The 17,254-nt window shown below is 69.5% G+C and carries 13 protein-coding genes; 7 read left to right on the top strand and 6 right to left on the bottom strand.

Going from position 1 to position 17,254, the window contains the following annotated elements:
* Positions 1–25 precede the first annotated feature (25 nt).
* The 3 genes from AB0I03_RS15515 to AB0I03_RS15505 are packed head-to-tail and all read right to left on the bottom strand — an operon-like array spanning position 26 to position 2,366.
* The gene (locus AB0I03_RS15515; RefSeq protein WP_360412532.1) at positions 26–640 is read right to left on the bottom strand and encodes a LysE family transporter; all 615 of its coding nucleotides are present in this window, start codon (positions 638–640) and stop codon (positions 26–28) included.
* Positions 637–1,368: a phenylalanine--tRNA ligase beta subunit-related protein gene (locus tag AB0I03_RS15510; protein WP_360412529.1), complete on the bottom strand. Its 732-nt coding sequence runs from the start codon at positions 1,366–1,368 to the stop codon at positions 637–639. Before AB0I03_RS15510 ends, AB0I03_RS15515 begins: the two co-directional genes overlap by 4 nt.
* A complete protein-coding gene (locus tag AB0I03_RS15505) occupies positions 1,368–2,366 on the bottom strand; it encodes a fatty acid desaturase (protein WP_360412526.1) in 999 nt (332 codons plus the stop codon). The genes AB0I03_RS15510 and AB0I03_RS15505 overlap by 1 nt, the downstream gene beginning before the upstream one ends.
* Before the next feature lie 555 nt (positions 2,367–2,921).
* On the opposite strand from AB0I03_RS15505, the gene AB0I03_RS15500 reads away from it, so the two are divergent.
* From AB0I03_RS15500 to AB0I03_RS15470, 7 genes are read left to right on the top strand one after another with little or no spacing between them, the layout of a single operon-like run.
* Positions 2,922–3,827 carry an FkbO/Hyg5 family chorismatase gene (locus tag AB0I03_RS15500; protein WP_360412523.1) on the top strand — a complete coding sequence of 302 codons (906 nt, stop codon included), beginning with the start codon at positions 2,922–2,924 and terminating at the stop codon, positions 3,825–3,827.
* Positions 3,824–5,029: an aminotransferase class I/II-fold pyridoxal phosphate-dependent enzyme gene (locus AB0I03_RS15495; RefSeq protein WP_360412520.1), complete on the top strand. Its 1,206-nt coding sequence runs from the start codon at positions 3,824–3,826 to the stop codon at positions 5,027–5,029. Before AB0I03_RS15500 ends, AB0I03_RS15495 begins: the two co-directional genes overlap by 4 nt.
* Positions 5,026–6,207: an FAD-dependent monooxygenase gene (locus AB0I03_RS15490; protein WP_360412517.1), complete on the top strand. Its 1,182-nt coding sequence runs from the start codon at positions 5,026–5,028 to the stop codon at positions 6,205–6,207. Before AB0I03_RS15495 ends, AB0I03_RS15490 begins: the two co-directional genes overlap by 4 nt.
* A complete protein-coding gene (locus AB0I03_RS15485; protein WP_360412514.1) occupies positions 6,204–7,247 on the top strand; it encodes a cupin domain-containing protein in 1,044 nt (347 codons plus the stop codon). Before AB0I03_RS15490 ends, AB0I03_RS15485 begins: the two co-directional genes overlap by 4 nt.
* A gap of 1 nt (position 7,248) precedes the next feature.
* Positions 7,249–8,451: an ATP-grasp domain-containing protein gene (locus AB0I03_RS15480; protein WP_360412511.1), complete on the top strand. Its 1,203-nt coding sequence runs from the start codon at positions 7,249–7,251 to the stop codon at positions 8,449–8,451.
* Complete coding sequence (locus AB0I03_RS15475) at positions 8,448–9,611, top strand: ATP-grasp domain-containing protein (protein WP_360412508.1); 1,164 nt, start codon at positions 8,448–8,450, stop codon at positions 9,609–9,611. The genes AB0I03_RS15480 and AB0I03_RS15475 overlap by 4 nt, the downstream gene beginning before the upstream one ends.
* Positions 9,612–9,625: 14 nt before the next feature.
* Positions 9,626–10,834, top strand: a complete 1,209-nt coding sequence (locus AB0I03_RS15470) for an MFS transporter (RefSeq protein ID WP_360412505.1) — start codon at positions 9,626–9,628, stop codon at positions 10,832–10,834.
* Positions 10,835–11,004: 170 nt separating this feature from the next.
* Here the strand turns inward: AB0I03_RS15470 and AB0I03_RS15465 are convergent, their stop codons facing one another.
* The 3 genes from AB0I03_RS15465 to AB0I03_RS15455 all read right to left on the bottom strand — a co-directional run bounded on the left by AB0I03_RS15465 (position 11,005) and on the right by AB0I03_RS15455 (position 16,885).
* On the bottom strand, positions 11,005–12,327 hold the full coding sequence (locus tag AB0I03_RS15465) for a PHB depolymerase family esterase (RefSeq protein ID WP_360412502.1): 1,323 nt from the start codon (positions 12,325–12,327) through the stop codon (positions 11,005–11,007).
* A gap of 75 nt (positions 12,328–12,402) precedes the next feature.
* Positions 12,403–14,442 carry a cellulase family glycosylhydrolase gene (locus tag AB0I03_RS15460; protein WP_360412499.1) on the bottom strand — a complete coding sequence of 680 codons (2,040 nt, stop codon included), beginning with the start codon at positions 14,440–14,442 and terminating at the stop codon, positions 12,403–12,405.
* A gap of 94 nt (positions 14,443–14,536) precedes the next feature.
* The gene (locus AB0I03_RS15455; RefSeq protein ID WP_360412496.1) at positions 14,537–16,885 is read right to left on the bottom strand and encodes a xyloglucanase; all 2,349 of its coding nucleotides are present in this window, start codon (positions 16,883–16,885) and stop codon (positions 14,537–14,539) included.
* Between the last annotated feature and the right edge of the window lie 369 nt (positions 16,886–17,254).

Genomic DNA, 17,254 nt, shown 5'->3' with positions numbered 1-17,254 from the left:
ACGCCTTCCTGCGCAGCGACTCCGCCTAGATCAAGGTCTGCACGAACTCGACTGCGAGCCAGGCCGCGAAGACCAGCAGGATGATGCCGGAGATGCGGTCGAACCAGACGCGGCGCTCCTTCGTGAGGAAGCGCCGCATGCCGTGTGCGGCCGTCGCGAGCACCAGGAACCAGGTCCACGAGGCCGCCACCGCGCCGAGCGCGAACGGCACGCGCGTGGCGACCGCCTGAGCGGTGATGGCCGCGCCGAGGACGCCCACGGTGTCGAGGATCGCGTGCGGGTTGAGCAGCGAGACGGCCACGGTCTGGCGCAGCACCCGGCCGCGCGACAGCATGCCGGTCTGGTCGTCGAATTCGGAGGGCTTGGTGCGCAAGGACTTCACGCCGAGGTAGGTCAGGAACAGCGCGCCCGCGACGAGCATCGCGGGCCGCACCCCCGGTACCGAGTTGAGCAGTGCCGAGGTCCCGGCCGCGCCGAGGACGATCAGGAGGGTGTCGCAGGCGGCGGCGCCGACCACCGCCCACAGGGCGCGCGGCATGCCGAGCGTGATCGCCTGTCCGAACACGAATACGTTCTGCGCCCCGATGGGCACGATGAGCGCGAGCCCGAGGGCGAGCCCCGTGAAGAAGGCGGCGGTCACTCGCCCTGCGGTCCTTCGGATCCGACGCGCGCCGAACGCGTGTCCGCGTCGATCACGTGATGGTCGGTGACGGTGGCGCCCTCGGAGAGGAGCTCCTTGAGCCGGTCGGCGGCGGCGTCGGAGGCCGCGCGGGCCTCCTCGCTCACGCAGTCGAGGATGAAGACGGCCTCGGTGGTCGAGGCGGTCACCTTGGTGACGTCCGCGTCGCGGTGGTTCCAGTGGCGGGTCAGGACCTCGTGCCCTTGGGCGTACACGATCTCGCCGGGCTTCGGCGCCTCGCGGACCTCGGGTTCCCCGAGGGGTGTGAAGGCGTCGCCTTCAACGGCGCGGCGAACGTCCACACGCGGGTCCAGTGCGGACAGGTCGAAAGCGCCTGCGGGCACGCCGTACCGGACCGAGACCGAGTTGTAGGCGTCGACGGCAGGCGTGATCCGCGGCAGCCGGCCGCCCTTCGCGAGCCGGCGTTGCAGCGCTTCAACGCTCGGGCGCATCCGCTTCGGGTTGGTGCCGAACGAGCGGTAGGCCGTGTGCCAGGTCGCGATGCGCGGGTCTTCGGCGTCCAGGGCGGTCCACTCCCCCGCTGCCGCATCCGCTTCCAGTTCGTCCAGGGCCGCGGCGGCCTTCGGCCACGCCTCGCCGTTGCGCATCGCCTCGACGGCGATCAAGTGGATGCGCACCTGCGGGAACGCCTCGGCGACCGCCGGGTCGATGGTGAATTCGCGGCTCACTACCTGGTCCTCTCCTCAGTCGGGGTCATGTGCGCGCCACCGCGGACGGGTGCCATGAGGACGCCCGTGCGCCGGCGCAGCCGCGCCGCGTACTCGGGATCGCCCTGCATGAGCCTGCGGTGGAGCCAGGCGAGCCGGTGGTGCGGCACGCCCGGCCACATGTGATGAACCGTATGGTACCCATCGTTATGGGGATGGAACAGCGCGCGTTGGACGATGCCGAGGTTCGAGATCGTGGCGTCGAAGACCGTGTCGGAGCCCTGGTAGACGTGCTCACTGGACTCGGCGACGAACCGCAGGACCGGAAGGGCCGCAACGAATCCGATGAGCCAGACGGCGACGGCCGCCAGGCCCGCCGGAGCACCGGCCAGCGCCCAGGCCGGGGCGAGGACGAACACGGCGGCCCAGGCCACGGGCAGGAACGTCATGGCCGGTGAGGCCTGGACGCTGTCGCGCCACCAGGTGCGCTGGTAGGCGGGCAGCCGCCGGAGCAGTTCACGGGCGAAGTCCCCCGCGCGGGTGCGGTCGATCGCTTCGAGGCCGAGCTCGCGGTACCGCTGGAGGTCCGGATCCTCATCGGTGCCGAAGGCGCCGTGGTGCCGCAGGTGGCTCTCGCGGTAGCCGGAGAGCTGCGCGCCGGTCGGGAGTGCGGCCAGCGCGATCGCAAGGGCGTCGTTGAGCGCTCGGTGCCTGCGGCTCCAATTGAAGTGGGAGCCTTCGTGGACGAGGTTCTCGAGTGCGCGCAGGTGCCGCCCGGTCAGGACCGCGGCGATGAGGGCGAGCGGCGCGCCGATGAGCGGCTCGGCGATGAGCAGCCGGCCGGCGATGACGCAGGCGGCGATGACGACGATCTGGTCGGTCAACGCGGCGGCGACGGTGCGCCAGGGCCTGGTGCGGTGGGCGGCTTTGATGTCTTCGCGGAGGCGGGCCGGGGTGGTGTAGCCGCGCCTGAACCGGGTTGCTTCCTTGGCGGACTTCAGGGAATTGGCATTTCGCATTGTCGACTCCGAAGAAGGGGGCATAGCCGGAGCCAGGTAATCAGAGGTTCAAGATCAACTCCAGTCAATGTGATGGACATTACCGAGTGGGATCCGGAGGTCCAAGATCATTTTCATGATCGACACCGGGAATGCGAAGTTGATCTTGTACGGAAGTGGCGAATTGCCATTAATGAGGCCGCTGATGCATGTGTCCTGAAACACTTTTCACTCTTCGCCTAGGCGTCTACCTGGTCTTTCCCATCGATTCACTGATTTATTGGAATCCAGTGAAGGAACGTGATCGGTGCGTCATGTTAGATTCTCCGAGGATTCGAGACAGGCCGGAAACCCATCCATGCGGCCTTTCATCAATCGTCCCGTTCCATTTGCAAGTCGTTCACTGTATTGCGGAAAGCGATCACGATGCCGTGCCCGCTCCCGACTTCGGCCTGAGCTCGTCGTGCTCGGGTCTGACTTCTCGGCGAGGTGACCAGTTTGATCAGTTCCACCCTTCGACCCTGTACAGAGGAGGATGTGCCCGCGCCTTTCGCGGACGCCTCCCGAGGATTCCCGATGGCCGCGGTCGCATTCCGCAGCGCTCCCGCGTCACTCGACCTCGCCGCCGGGCACGTCGCCATGACGGTGCCGATGGCGCGTCCCGGCGAGCCCGGGCACCTGGAGACCTGGTGGTCCCAGGAGCCGCCCGAGACCGGCAGCGCCGGGGAGATCCTCTACGCGTGCGGCGACGAGGTGGCGTTCTGCGCCGCGACCGTCGAGCATCGCTCGGTGTACGCGCCGGTCGTGGAGCGCCGCTACCGCGAGGTCTTCGCGTTCCTCGAATCCCACGGTTACCGGCGGCTGCTTCGGGTGTGGAACTTCATCGAGACCATCAACGCGGCGAACGCCGACGGCCTGGAGGTCTACCGGGACTTCTGCAAGGGCCGCGCCGACGCGTTCAGCGCCCACCCGGAGTTCTACCGCTCGATGCCGGCCGCCACCGGCATCGGCACCACGGGCAGCGGGATCTCGTTTTTCCTGCTGGCGGTCAAGGACGCCGAGGTGCGCCACATCGAGAACCGCCGGCAGACGCCCGCGTACGAGTACCCCGAGCGGTACGGGCCGCGCAGCCCCAGTTTCGCGCGGGCCACGGCGATGACCACGCGTCCGGGCGAGGCGCCCACGCTGTTCGTCTCCGGCACCGCGAGCATCCTCGGCCACGAGACCGTGTTCGCGGGCGACATCGAGAAGCAGTGCGCGACGACGGCCGACAACATCGCCGAGCTCATCGCGGACTGCTACGGCTCCGCGAAGGGGCTGACGGACGCCGACACGGTGAAGGCCTATGTGCGCCATGCGCATCACGTGCCCTACGTGCGGGCGTTCTGCGAGGAGGCCTTCGGTCCGCGGGCCTCGCTGGCGGTGTTCAACGTGGACATCTGCCGCGGTGACCTGCTGGTCGAGATCGAGGCGGTCGTATGAGCGGCGCACTTGTCAACCCCGCGATCGCGCAGCTCGGCGCGCATCCGTTCCCGCGCGTGGCGGCCCTGCTCGAGGGCATCGAGCCGCCTCCGGGCGACACGATCGATCTGACGATCGGGGAGCCGCGCGTCGCTCCCCCGGACTGGCTCGCCTCCCGGCTCGCCGAGCACGGGTCCACATTGGGGTCATATCCCAGGAACGAGGGCACGGCGGCGTTCCGCGAGGCCGCGGCCGGCTGGCTCGAACGCCGGTTCCGGCTGGACCCGCCGATCGCCCCCGAGGCCGTCATGCCGAGTTCGGGAGCCCGCGAGGTGCTGTTCCAACTCGGCCTGCTCGCGGCCGGGCCGGGCCTCGCGCTCATGCCCACCCCGCACTACGCGCCCTACCGGGCCGCGGCGCGGCTCACCGGCCTCGAAGCGGTCTACCTTCCTTCGGCCGAGGAGCACGGGTTCCTGCCGGATCTGGACGAAGTAGACCGTCTCGGACCTGAGACGGCCCTGTTCACCGTCTGCTCCCCCACCAATCCCGAAGGGGCGGTGGCCGATCCGGAGTACCTGGCGCGAGCGGTCGGCCTGGCGCGGCGGCACGGGTTCATCCTCGCGGTCGACGAGTGCTACAGCGAGATCTACCGCGGACGGGCCCCGTACGGGGTCCTGCGCGTGTGCGCCGAACGCGCCGAACCCGGCGCGGACCCGTATGCGCAGGTACTGGCGGTGAACTCGCTGTCGAAGCGCTCGTCGGCGCCGGGCCTGCGCGTCGGCTTCGCGGCAGGCGACCGGCGGCTCGTCAAGAGCCTCATCGACCTGCGCGCCTACGCGGCCGGGACGGTGGGCTGCCCGAACCTGGCCGCCGCCGCCGACCTCCTCGGCGACGAGTCGCATGTGGACCGGATTCGGGCGTTCTACCGCGAGCTGTTCGACGCCGCCGACACGATCCTCGGCGACCTGCCGGGCTACCGCTCGCCGGAGGCCGGGATGTTCCTGTGGCTGCGGGTCGACGACGACGAGGCCGCGGCCCTCGAGTGCTGGGAGAGCGCCGGACTCCGCGTGGTGCCCGGCTCCTACCTCGGGCCGGAGGCGCACGACGGCACCGCACCCGCGGCCGGGTACGTGCGGGTCGCGATGGTCCACGACCTCGCCACCACCCGCCTCGCGCTCGAACGGCTCGCCCCGATCCTCATGAAACGCGGGGTGGCGGCATGAGCGTGCTCCCGGTGCTGATAGCCGGCGGCGGGATCGGCGGTCTCGCGGCCGCGATCAGCCTGGCCCGCAAGGGCATCCCCTCCACGGTGCTCGAACGGAACGCCGGGTTCGAGGAGATCGGCGCCGGGATCCAGCTGGGTCCCAACGCCCTCGCCGTGCTCGACCGGATCGGCGCCGGGGACCGCGTCCGCGACCGGCTGATCCCCGTGGCGTACCTGGAGATCCGCGACGCGCTCGAAGGACGCCGCCTCATCCGGCTCGACCTCCGAGGGCGCTTCCTTGAACGGTTCGGCGCCGGGTACGGCGTGATCCACCGCGGCGACCTGCTCACCGCGCTCTACGAGACCTGCAAGGCCTCAGAACACATCGCGCTCGTGCCTTCGGCCCAGGTCACCGGCTGGGACGAGCTTCCCGACCGCGTCGAGGCGCGGACCGCCGACGGTCGCCGCTGGGAGGGCCGCTGCGTCATCGCCGCCGACGGACTCCACTCGCGGTTCCGGCAGGGCATCGCCGGCGACGGCGATCCAATCCCTTCAGGACACGCGACCTTCCGGTGCCTCATCGCGCCCGAGCGGATGCCCGAGCACTGCCGGGTCGACGGGGCCGTGCTGTGGGCCGGACCCGACTGCCACCTCGTGCACTACCCGCTCAAGGATCGCAAGGTCTACAACGCCGTGATCACCGTCAACGACGGCTCCCACGACGTGGCCCGCGGCGAGGCGGTCTCCGACGCCCAGGTGCGGCGCCTCTTCGACAGCGTCGGCGACCAGGCCCGCGCGTTCCTCAACGCGGGCACCGGATGGCGGCGCTGGACCCTGCGCGACCGCGAACCCGCCGACACCTGGGTCAAGGGCCGCGCGGCGCTCCTCGGCGACGCCGCGCACCCGATGCTCCAGTACGCGGCCCAAGGGGCGTGCATGGCGATCGAGGACGCCGCCGTGCTCGCCGACCGGCTCGCCGGACACGACGACCCCCGAGCGGCCCTCGACGATTACGCCGCCACCCGCCGCGACCGCACCGCCCGCGTCCAGCGGCTTTCACGGCGGCTGGCCACCGAGGTCTACCACCCCCGGGGGCCCGCCGCCGAGCGGCGCGACGCCATGCTCCTCGGCCTCGGCGAAGAGCAGCTGCTCGACCACCTCACCTGGCTCTACACCCCGTTCGGAGGAACCGTATGAGCACATTGGACCGATTCTCGGCCTCCGTCGCCGACGACGGCCTCGTCCCCCTCTGGGACCGCTTCAAAGACCTCGTCCGCCCCGAGCCCGCCGGCGGCGCGGCCGCGCACCACTGGCGTTACGACACCGCCCGCGAGCACCTCAAGCTCGCCGGGGAGCTCATCAGCGTCGAGCAGGCCGAGCGCCGCGTCCTCATCCTGGAGAACCCCGCCCTCCCCGGCACCTCCTCGATCACGCGGACGCTGTACGCGGGACTCCAGCTCGTGCGCCCCGGCGAGATCGCCCCGGCCCACCGGCACACGCAGTCCGCGCTGCGCCTCATCCTTGAAGGCGAGAGCGCCTACAGCACCGTCGAAGGCGAGAAGATCGGCATGGGCTTCGGCGATGTCGTGGTCACCCCGCCCTGGTCCTGGCACGACCACGGCAACGACGGCGCGCCCGCCGAGGACACCGTGTGGCTCGACGCGCTCGACATCCCCACCGTCGCCTTCTACGACACCTCGTTCATGGAGCAGTTCCCCTCCCGGAACCAGGAGTCCGAACCGGACGGACGCGCCGGACTCTGGGCCGTCGGACTGAAACCGACCGACCGGCCGCAGCGCTCCAACCCCGTCGCCACCTACCCGTATGCGGATGCGCTGAAGCGGCTCGAGCAGTTCGCGGCGCACCACGTGCCGCACCCCGTGCGCGGCTGGGAGGCCGAGTACATCGACCCGTCCACGGGCGGACCGATCCTGAAGACCATGAGCGCCTTCCTGAGCCTGCTCCCCGCCGGACCGGGCAAGGGCTCGTACCGGTCGACCGACGCCACGGTGTTCGTCCCGATCGAGGGCTCGGGCTCGACGACCGTGGGCGGCACGACGTTCGACTGGGGCCCGCGCGACGTGCTGGTGCTCCCCGCCTGGACCCCCTACCGCCACAACGTGGACGACGGCGCCGCCGTCGTCTTCTCCTACAGCGACCGCGCCGCCCAGACCGCGCTCGGCCTCTGGCGCGAGGCGACCACCGCCGACGCCGCCCCCATCGACTCCGGAGCCTGACATGAACCTCCTCCTCATCCACGTCAAGAAGAACCGCCTGCCCGATCACGTCCTCAAAGCACTGTTCCCGCAGTTCCTCACGGTGATCACCGAACCGGGGCACCTCCAGGCCTACGGGCCGGGCGTCGACGTGCGGCTCGTCGACAACGTGCAGGACCTCGAGAGCCTCCGCGCCGAAGTGCTCAAGGTGCTGCGCCAGCGGCGCATCGACCGGATCTTCATGCCGTTCGAACTCGGCCAGGCCCAGGCGGCGTTCATCCGCGAGTACTTCGGCATCCCCGGCATCGGCTTCCCGGCCGCGAACGCGCTCACGAACAAGTACGTGATGAAGCTGCGGTTGCGCGAAGCCGGCCTCCCGCAGGCGCCGTTCGCGATGGCCGCGGGCGTGGACCAGATCGAGCAGGCCGGGAACGAGACCGGTTGGCCCGTGGTCGTCAAGCCCGCCGTGGGCGGCGGTTCGCTCGACATCTTCACCTTTGCCGGTGCCGAGGAGGCGCGGGCGTTCGCCCGGAGCCATGACAGCGACGCCATCCGCAGGCTCACCTGCCCGCTCGCGGTCGAGTCCTTCGTGGACATCAAGACGGAGTACCACTGCGACGGGATCGTGGAGGACGGCGAGGTGCGGTTCGCCAAGGCCTCGGAGTACTTCGTGCCGGTGCTCGGCCACGGCGAGTACTTCGGTTCGCGGACGCTCCCGGACGACGCCGAGGTCTCGGCCCGGATCCTGGACCTGCACCGCCGCGCGGTGGCGGCGACGGGACTCGAGGCAGGCGTGACCCACATGGAGTTCTTCCAGACCGAGGACGGCTTCATCGCCAGCGAGATCGCCTGCCGCCCAGCCGGAGGCGGCATCCCCCACGCGCTCAAGCTGCAGACCGGCGTCGACATCTGGACGGCCTGCCTCGACATGGAGCTCGGGCGCGCCCCGAAGACCGAAGCGGTCGAGGGCGACCCGATCGCGCACTGGTACTTGACCGTGCCGCCGGGCCGGATCGTGAAACTCACCGAAGAGGACCAGCTGCGCCAGATCGACGGGGTCGTGGACGTCGTCGCCAACTTCAAGGTCGGCGATGCGGTCCCGACCCGGCAGAACTCGGCGACCGCCGCGATGCTCGTGTTCGCGCGCGCCGGGAGCCAGGAAGAGGTCGACCGCCTCACCAAGGAGATCCACGGCGCCTACCGGGTCGAGGTCTGCAGCGAGTGAGCGGACTACAGGAAGGCCGGTGCATCCTCGCCTTCAACCCCAAGCCCAATGTCCTGGACCGAGTGCGCGCCAAAGGCTTCGAGGCGGTGTCGGTCTTCCCGGACGCGGCGCCCGCTCACGCGGCGCCGTTGAGCGTCCTCGTCATCGAGCACGCCGCCGACGCCCAGCACGTGCTGGCCGCGGTGGCGGACGCGGGCCTGCGCGGGCGGATCGTGGGCGCGCTGACCCACAGCGAGGCGGCCCTGGCCGTGGCCGAAGAGGTGGCGCGGCGGCTCGGCCTGCCGTCGAACCCGGTGCAGGCCACGGCCGCGGCGATGGACAAGAGCATCATGCGGGCCGTGCTCGACGGGCACGAGCGGTTCACCGTGGCGCACCGGATGGCGAACGACCGGGGCGACATCGCGGACATGATCGCCATGCACGGCACGGTGGTCGCGAAGCCCCGTGATGGAGCGGGATCGGCGGGCGTCCAGGTACTGAGCAATGTGGACGAACTTCGTGGCGCGGATTTCCCGCTGCTGGTGGAGGCCTATCTCGAAGGCCCCGAGTATTCGGTGGAGGCCCTGAGCGCCGGGGGCGAGCACCGCATCCTCGGGATCACCGAGAAATTCCTGTTCCCCGGCACGGTGATCGAATCCGGCCACCTGTTCCCGGCGCGGCTGACCGCCGCCGAAGCCGAGGAGCTGGCCGGGTTCACCTCGGACTTCCTGGACCTGATCGGCGTGCGGCTCGGCGTCACGCACACCGAGGTCAAGTTGACGCCCAAGGGCCCCAGAGTGATCGAGACGCACACGCGCTCGGGCGGCGACCACATCGCGAAGCTCGTGCCGCTGGCGACGGGCGTGGACCCCATCGCCGAGAGCGTCACGGCGGCGGTCGGCGGTGTCCCCGACTTCCGACTCCGGCAGACCTACTGGGCCACCACCCAGTACCGGGCGCTGCCCGCCGGGAACGTCGCCCGGGTGGCGGGCCTGGACGTGGCCCGGCACATGCCCGGCGTCAACTTCATCGAATCCGCGCTGGCGCCGGGCTCGGAGCTGCGCGACCCCGAGAGCTCGGTCGACCGCGCGCTCGGCGTGGTCGCGATCGGCCGCGATCCCCAAGAGGCCCTGGACAACGCGAACCGAGCCCTCGACTGCGTCCGGGTCGAGTTCGAATGACCGGGAGCGCCTGAATGACGACCAAACGCGCGGAGCTGGCGTTCCTCGCCGTCCGCGGGTGCAGCGCGGCGGCGTACTTCCTGCTCGTGCCCTTCCTCGCGCTGTGGCTCATCGACGCGCGCGGGCTCTCCGGCACCGAGGCCGCCACGGTCGTCGCGCTCTGCCTGTTCTTCGGCCGAGCCGGGGGCATGATGGCCGCGCGGATCCTCGACCGCATCGGCCTCAAACGCTCCGTTGTGCTCGCCTACCTCACGGCGGTGGCCTCCGCGGGCGCCATGGCGCTGTACCCGGACGACGACCTGGCCGCCTGGATCGCCTTCGCCTCCCTACTGGGCCTGGCGTTCTCCTCCGCCACGGCCGCACTCAAGGCGCTCGTGGTCGTCGCCTACTCCCCCGACCAGCGGCTGTGGGCGTTCTCCAAACTCAACCTGGCGGTGAACGCGGGCTCGGCGGCGGGCATCGCGGCCGGGGGCTACCTCCTCGCCGAAGCCCCGGAACTCCTCATCTGGTGCGCGGTGCTCCTGTACACGGGCGCACTGGCCTCCCTCCACTTCGTGCCCAAGGTCGATGAGGCCCCGCAGACGCCGGCGTACGACGAACCCGCATCGGGAGGCAGGGCGGCATTCTGGCTCTTCCTCGGCTTCACCGGCATCACCTGGATCGCCTACGCCCAGGTGTTCAACGTGCTGCCCACCTTCACCGACGACACGATCGGCTCGAAGGCGATCGCCTACCTGTTCGTCGTCAACTCGGCGCTGGTGATCCTGCTCCAGACCCCGCTCACGGCCTGGCTGGAGCGCCGGCGGCGGGCGCAGCCGCGGGCGGCCGCACTGACGATCCTCCCGGCCGCCCATGTGGCGCTGGCAGCGGCGATCCTCCTCTTCGGATTCACCGGCCACGCCTCGATCGCGGTCGCGTACGCCGCCATGGTGGTGTTCACGCTTGCCGAGCTGGTCTTCGGCCCGGCCTACGACGCCCAGGTGGCGGAGGTGAAGGGCCGCATGTCGACTGTGGCGGCGTACGGTGTGGCCGGAGCGGTCAGGGGCGGTGCGGAGTCGGCCGGAACCTGGCTCGGCATCACCGCGGTCACGGCCGCCGCCTGGCCCGCGACCGGCTTCGTGTTCTGGCTCCCGGCAGCCGGCCTGCTCGTCGTGGCGGCCTACTTCGCCCGGCGCGCATTCGCGACCCGGCAGGTCGAGCCGTTGGCAGCAGGAGTCGACTAGGCAGCGCTCGGAGGCGAGTTCGATCGCCGACCTCTTGGGCCGCAAGAACACCGCCACGATCTGGACGGTGCGCCGGCACCGGCTCCGGCCGGGCGCCGATATTGCGCGTGAGCCGAGGAGGGTGAGGCGCCGAACCTGCGGTTCGGCGCCCCACCCGTTGCGGGGATCGGCTAGCGAATGGTCCATTGCTGGTTCGAACCGCCGGTGCAGGTCCACAGGATGAGCCGCGTGCCGTTGTGTGTGCCGCCACCGAAGGCGTCCAGGCAGAGGCCGTTGCGAGCGTTGGTGATGGTGCCGTCGGCGTCGACGTCCCAGCGCTGGTGTGCGCCACCCGTGCAGTCGCCGATCACGGCCTTGGTGCCCTTGGTCGTGCCCGAGGCCTGCGCTTCGAGGCACTTGCCGTTCACTCGCAGCTCACCCTCGGCGGTGTGGGTGAACGCCTGGGCGGCGCCGCCGTTGCACTTCCACAGCACCGCTTGCTTCCGGCTCGCTGCACCCGTGCCGGGGATGTTCACGCAGCGGTTCGAGGCCGCGCCCGCGATCTCGCCGGCGGCCTGGTCGGTCGAGGCGATGCCGAAGAAGCGGAGCGTCTCCAGGAGCCGGTGCGGCAAGCCGTGGTCGACGCCTTCGAAGCTGACCGCCTCGACCAGGGCCTGGCCGCCCGTGGCGCCGTAGCGGGTGCGGGTCGCGTTCGGCTCCGGGTGGTCGGTGAACTCCGCGACCTGGTCGGTGCCGTGGACGTTGGTCCACTGCTCGATCTGCTCCCCGAAGTTCGGGTAGTAGAGCGCCTGGTCCTCGGTGCCGTGGAAGATCTGCATGCGCGGCCACGGCCCGTCGTAGCCGGGGTTGGCGCTGCGGACCGCGTCGCCCCACTCCTGCGGAGTGCGATCGATCTGGCCGGTCGCGCAGGTGCTGTTCCACTCCGAGCCGTCGGTCGTCGCGAAGCAGGTGAACGGCACGCCCGCGTAGACCGACCCGGCCTTGAACACCTCGGGGTAGACCCCGAGCAGCACGTTGGTCATCATCGCGCCCGAGGAGATGCCGGTGGCGAAGACCCGGTTCGCGTCGCCGCCGAGTTCGTCGATCGCGTAGTCCACCATGGACTTGATGCTGACCGAGTCGCCGCCGGTCCCGGTGAGCGAGGCCTGCGAGGCGACGTCGAAGCATTTGCTGGCGCGGGTGACCGACGGGTAGACGACGATGTAGCCGTACTGGTCGGCCATCTCGTCGAACTGCATCCAGTCGTAGACGTTGGTCGCCGATCCGGTGCACCAGTGGTTGGAGACGAGGACTGCCGGGTTCAGTCCGATGTCGTCGGGCACGTACACGTACATTTCGAGGCCGCCGGGGTTGTCCCCGAACTCGGTGACCTGGGTGAGCTGTGCGGCATGGGCCGCCTTGGGTGCCATGAAGACCGCCAGCGCGGACGCCAGCGTGAGCGCGACCGCGAAGACCGCAGCAGCACCGCGGCGCCATGGGTGGACAGTGGTCATTTGAAAGGTTCCTTCCTTGTCGACAGGGGACGCGGGCCCGGAGCCGTTCCTTGCGCCGGACCCGCATTCAGGGGGTTAGGTAGCCGTGCCGGTCACTGTCGTGCCGGTCTTGGTGACCGTGTAGGTGATCGTGTCGCTGCCCCACCAGTGGAAGGCCAGCGTGGCGGGCTCGCCCTCCCTGAGGGAGTCGAGGAATACGGTGTTGAGGATGATCGTGCCCGCTTCGTAGTCGTAGATGAAGCTGTGCCCGAACTCCTGGTACGGGGTCCAGGACGCGGGCCCGGCGTTGGTGCCGTCGGCGTACCTGGCCTCCATGGTGGCGAGGTTGTCGCCCTTGAACTCGGTCGGGATGTGGAACTCGGTCGTCGTCCCGGTCGCGTCCGAGAGCACGGGCAGGTCGTTGGACTTGATGTAGATCCGCCACGGCGATCCGGCCGAGAAGCGGGCCTCGACAATGGCGTTGACGCCGTATTCGCGGTCGCCGGCCAGGCGCGTGAGCCCCGCGGCCGTCAGGGTGAGCGTGTCGCCCGAGACCGTGTAGTCGGCGCCCTCCTTCAGCTTCTTGTCCTCGTGCCACAGGCCTTCGAAGTCGAGTCCGTTGCGGTTCAACGTCAGCGACTCGTCGGTGATGGTCCCGGACTGCTCAAGGTAGATCCGGTCGAACGAGGTCGTCCCCGAACGAGACGTCACTTCGGTCCGGAGGCGCTCGGCGATGTACGGGTCGCGCCATTCGAGGGTCTCGCGGTCGAGGAACTGGCCGGCGTCCCAGAGCATCGTCGTCAGTTCGTTCTCTCGGGCCTGGAACTGCAGGTCCTCGAAGAACTTCAGCATCTCGCCCTGCTCGATCCGCTCAGGCGACCAATGGGAGTAGTTGAACACCGCCCACTCGCCCACGATCACCGGGATGCCGTTCGCCACCAGCGTGTCGTGCGCCCGCTGGAAGTAGCCGGCGAGGTCCTGTTGGACCTGCTCGTTGAAGGTGGTGAAACCGGCGATGTTCACGGTGAACGGCCAGAAGCCGTAGTAGTGGATCGTCGCGGCGACCATGTCGTCGTCGAGGCCCTCGATCATGGTCTTGAGCGGGTCCAGTCGCACCTGCTCGGCGTTGGTGTGCAGCGACGGCAGGACCAGGAGCCGGTCGCCGTTGTTGCCGCCCGAGTTCCGTACAACGTCGTAGAACGCCTGGTTGAGCTCCGCGTTGTAGACGTCGCCTTCCTCTAGGGTGACGCCCTCGAACGCCGGTTCGTTATTGCTCTCGAACGACAGCTCGGCCGGGTAGTCCTTGAAGCGGGTCGCGATCTGCGACCACATCGCCTCGAACTTGGCCATCACGTTGTCGTTGTCGCTCGGCAGCTGGTCGATCCACATCCACGAGTCGTGGTGGATGTTCAGCATGACCTGGAGTTCGTTCGCCAGCGCCCAGTCGACCACCTGCGCGACGCGCTCGATGCGCTCGGGGGCGATCGTGTAGTCGGGTGCGGGGCCGGTGAACTCGTCCCAGGTGACCGGCAGGCGGATCGAGTTGTAGCCCGCCGCCCGCACCGCCCCGAGCTGCGCCTCGGTGATCATCGGGTTGCCCCAGTTGGTCTCGCCGCCGAGGGCGTCGAGGGTGTTGCCGACGTTCCAGCCCGGCTGCATGGCGGCGACCTGCTCCTCAGCGTTGGCCCACTCGGCCGGCGGCTCGCCGACGATGCCGTCGCACAGGCGGCCGTTGAGGCGGAACTCGGTCGGCTCGGTGTTGGCGCCGGCCCAGGTGCCGGTGAACCCGAAGGAGGTCGAGCTCCCGGTCGCGAGCTTCGCGTTGTAGCCCAAGCTCTCGACCTCGGCCGCGTCGGCCTTGCTCTTGTCCTTGGCGCTCCACAGGTTCGTGACGCGCTGGCCGTGGGGCCAGGCCCATTCGAGGGTCCAGCCGTCGATGGGGTCGCCGAGGTTGGTGACCACGACATTGGCGTTGAAGCCGCCCGACCACTGGCCGGTGACCTGGTAGTCGACCTCGCAACCTTGGGCCGCTTGGGCGCCGGTCGCCCCGAGGGGGCTGGTGGTCAGCAGGGTGAGGGCAGCGGCGGCGATCACGCCAAGGCGCAACCGCCTCCGCTGCGCGGTAGTGGGATGCATCTCGAGACTCCTTTGTCGAAGGATGGAAATCCTTGAAGGGGTGGGGATCGGAGTCGGTGTCAGGCCGCCCCGCCGAGCGGGGCGGCCTACTCGCTCAGGCGATGTCGCCGTAGACGATGCCGCGGGCACTCAGGTACACGCGACCGTAGATGTTCGGGTCGCCGGTGATGGCCGACCCGGCGAAGCCCCACTGGTGGGCGTCGTCGTTGATGCGGCACCAGGTGGTGCCGCCGTCGATCGAGCGGAAGATGCCTTCCTGGCCCTGGACGTCGGCCGAGATGTAGATCGCCGGGTAGCCCCGCCGCGTGGCGGACTTGCCGAAGCCGACGCCGATCGCCAGATCCACCCCGCTGACCTTCGTCCAGGTCGTGCCGCCGTTGGCCGAGCGCCACAGGCCGGTGGCGACGCCCGCTTTGTCGCTGCGGCCGCCGAGCCACACATGGCCTGCACGGCCGGGTGCGACCCGGAAGTCGTCGACGCCTTCGGCGGGCAGGCCGGTGGCCCCGGTGTCGGCGAAGGTCTTGCCCGCATCGGTACTGCGGAAGAACTTGCCACCGGCGTAGGCGTATACGACCGAGGCGTTGACGCGGTCGGAGCGGACCCGGGCACCGGCGGGGAGCCCTTGGGCCGACTGCCACGTTCGACCGCGGTCGGTGCTGTAGAACGGGGTCTTGTCGGTGTTGTTGGGGGACCACACGATCACCTTGGCGTCGGCGGTGATCGCGACGGTGCCGCCGCTGCCGTTCTGGACACCCGCGGGTCGCGTCGCGTCCTGCCAGGTCCGGCCGCGGTCAGCGGAGAAGGTGACGTGGCCGGCGGCGTCGCTGTGGACGTCGCCGCTGCCGACGATGACGTCCGGGTTGGAGGCGGCGTAGTCGAGGCTGGTGCCGCCCCAGCCACCGTGGAACATCCGCTCGGCCCGGCCCAGGTCGGTGTGGACGAACCCGTTGACGTCACCCATCGCGGAGACGAGTGTGCCGCCGAGCGCGGCGAGGTCGCGGACCCAGGTCATCTCGATGCCCTCGGCGCGCACCCCGACCGTGAACTTCTCGACCGGCACGGCGACGCGCTCGCCCGCCTCGTTCTCGCCGATCAGTTCGCCTTGGGCGTCCCACTGGGTCAAGCTCTCGGTGCCCCAGATGGTGGCGCCGGTGCCCCACATGATGCGGTCGGAGTCGTGCGGGTCGATCGCCAGGCCCTCGATCATCCAGCCGTGCTTGACGGCGTACGAGGCTCCGTTGTCGGTGCCGCGCCAGTCCAGCCACGGCGAGCCGCTGCTGTCCATGACGAACCGGTCGGTGCGCACGTTCTCGCTCACGAGGTCCCAGCTGAGCGACCAGGTGTCCCCGGAGTCGGTGGAGCGGAACAGGATCTCGTCGGGGCCCCAGTTGTTGCACGTGGACGCCATGAGGGTGCCGGGGTTCTGGCGGTCGACCGTAACAGCGCCGAAGCCGGGGATGGGGCGGCCCGGGTTGTAGGGCGGGGTGACATCGGTCCACTCCCCAGTCTGGGTCGCCAGACGCTGGATCCGGCCGCCCCGGCCGGAAGCGGGACCGCCGTTGTAGGGCCCGGGGTCCCAGCTGGTGATGACGTACAGGTAGCCGTTCGTGTTGTCCACAGCGGACTGCTTGGGGATGGTGCGGTTCCCGTCGGCATTGCCGAGCGCCTCGGCGGCGCCGGGGACGGGCTGCCAGGTCGATCCGCCGTCTTGGGATACGTACAGTGGATCGGCCGGGTCGGCCACGCCCACATAGATCTTGCCGCCGATCTGGTCGAAGTCGATCCAGATGACGCCCTGGTTGTCGGAGAGGTATTCGTTGTTCGGGTCCACGACGAAGTTGCCGGGGTTGGGGAAGGATTCGACCTTCGCCCAGGTGCGGCCGTAGTCGCGCGAGCGCCACAGCCCGTTCCCGCTGGGTGCGCCCAGGTACAGCTCGGCGTTGTCGGCCGGGTTGACGGCCAGGCGTTCGCCCATGCCGCGGCCTGGCATGTTCCCGCCCTGCTTGAACGGCAGCTCTGCGACACCCCAGGTGTCGCCCTTGTCCTCGGAGTACAGGATCGCGCCGTTGTTCCCGTCCCAGCTGATGGTGTACGCCCCGACCGCGGCGTAGACGCGGTTGGTCTCGACGGGGTCGGAGGCCATCGAGACCACGTACTGGTAGCCCCACTTGTCGCGGGAGACCCAGTCGGTCAGCGGCTTCCAGGTCCGCGTCCCCTCCTGCCACCGGAAGGCGCCCGCGACGTCGGTGCGGGCGTAGATGAGGTTCGGCTCGGTCTCGTTGAAGATGATCCCCGGGACGAAACCGCCGCAGTTGACAACGACGTTCCTCCAGGCGTAGGCATCGCTGCCTTGCGGGCTGGGCTTGGCGAAGGCCGTGGTGGGCAGGGCGCCGGCCACGACCGCGGCCGCGCCGAGCGAAGCGGCGAATGTGCGTCGTCGCATGAAGTACTCCTTTGTAGACGAGAGGTCGGTGCTCGACCTGCGGGGCGGTGCGGCCGCGCAGGACTGCTTCGTTGTGCTGGAGGGCGCGGGGGGTCGGCGCATCGAGGAATGCAGATCTCTGAACTACTGCGCAGCACAGTACGCAACAAGCGCCAAGTTTGTCAACCAACGTGATTAAGTCGCTGGACGTTGCGCCTGAGCTGATGGCAAATCACCTCCGACCCTCGGCGCACACGCTCGCTCATCCTCGGCCGGTTTGATGCAATCTGAGTGGTATGGACATTGACTTTGTAATGTGTTTGCATTAACTTATCGACATTCCTAGATCCTTGGGATGTCGAAAGCCGAAACCGAGTCCTCGAGAAAGGC

This window comes from Glycomyces sp. NPDC021274, assembly GCF_040641195.1.
GTDB lineage: Bacteria > Actinomycetota > Actinomycetes > Mycobacteriales > Micromonosporaceae > Glycomyces.
Note: the sequence above shows the minus strand (reverse complement) of the source record. Positions and strands in the feature narration are given on the sequence as shown.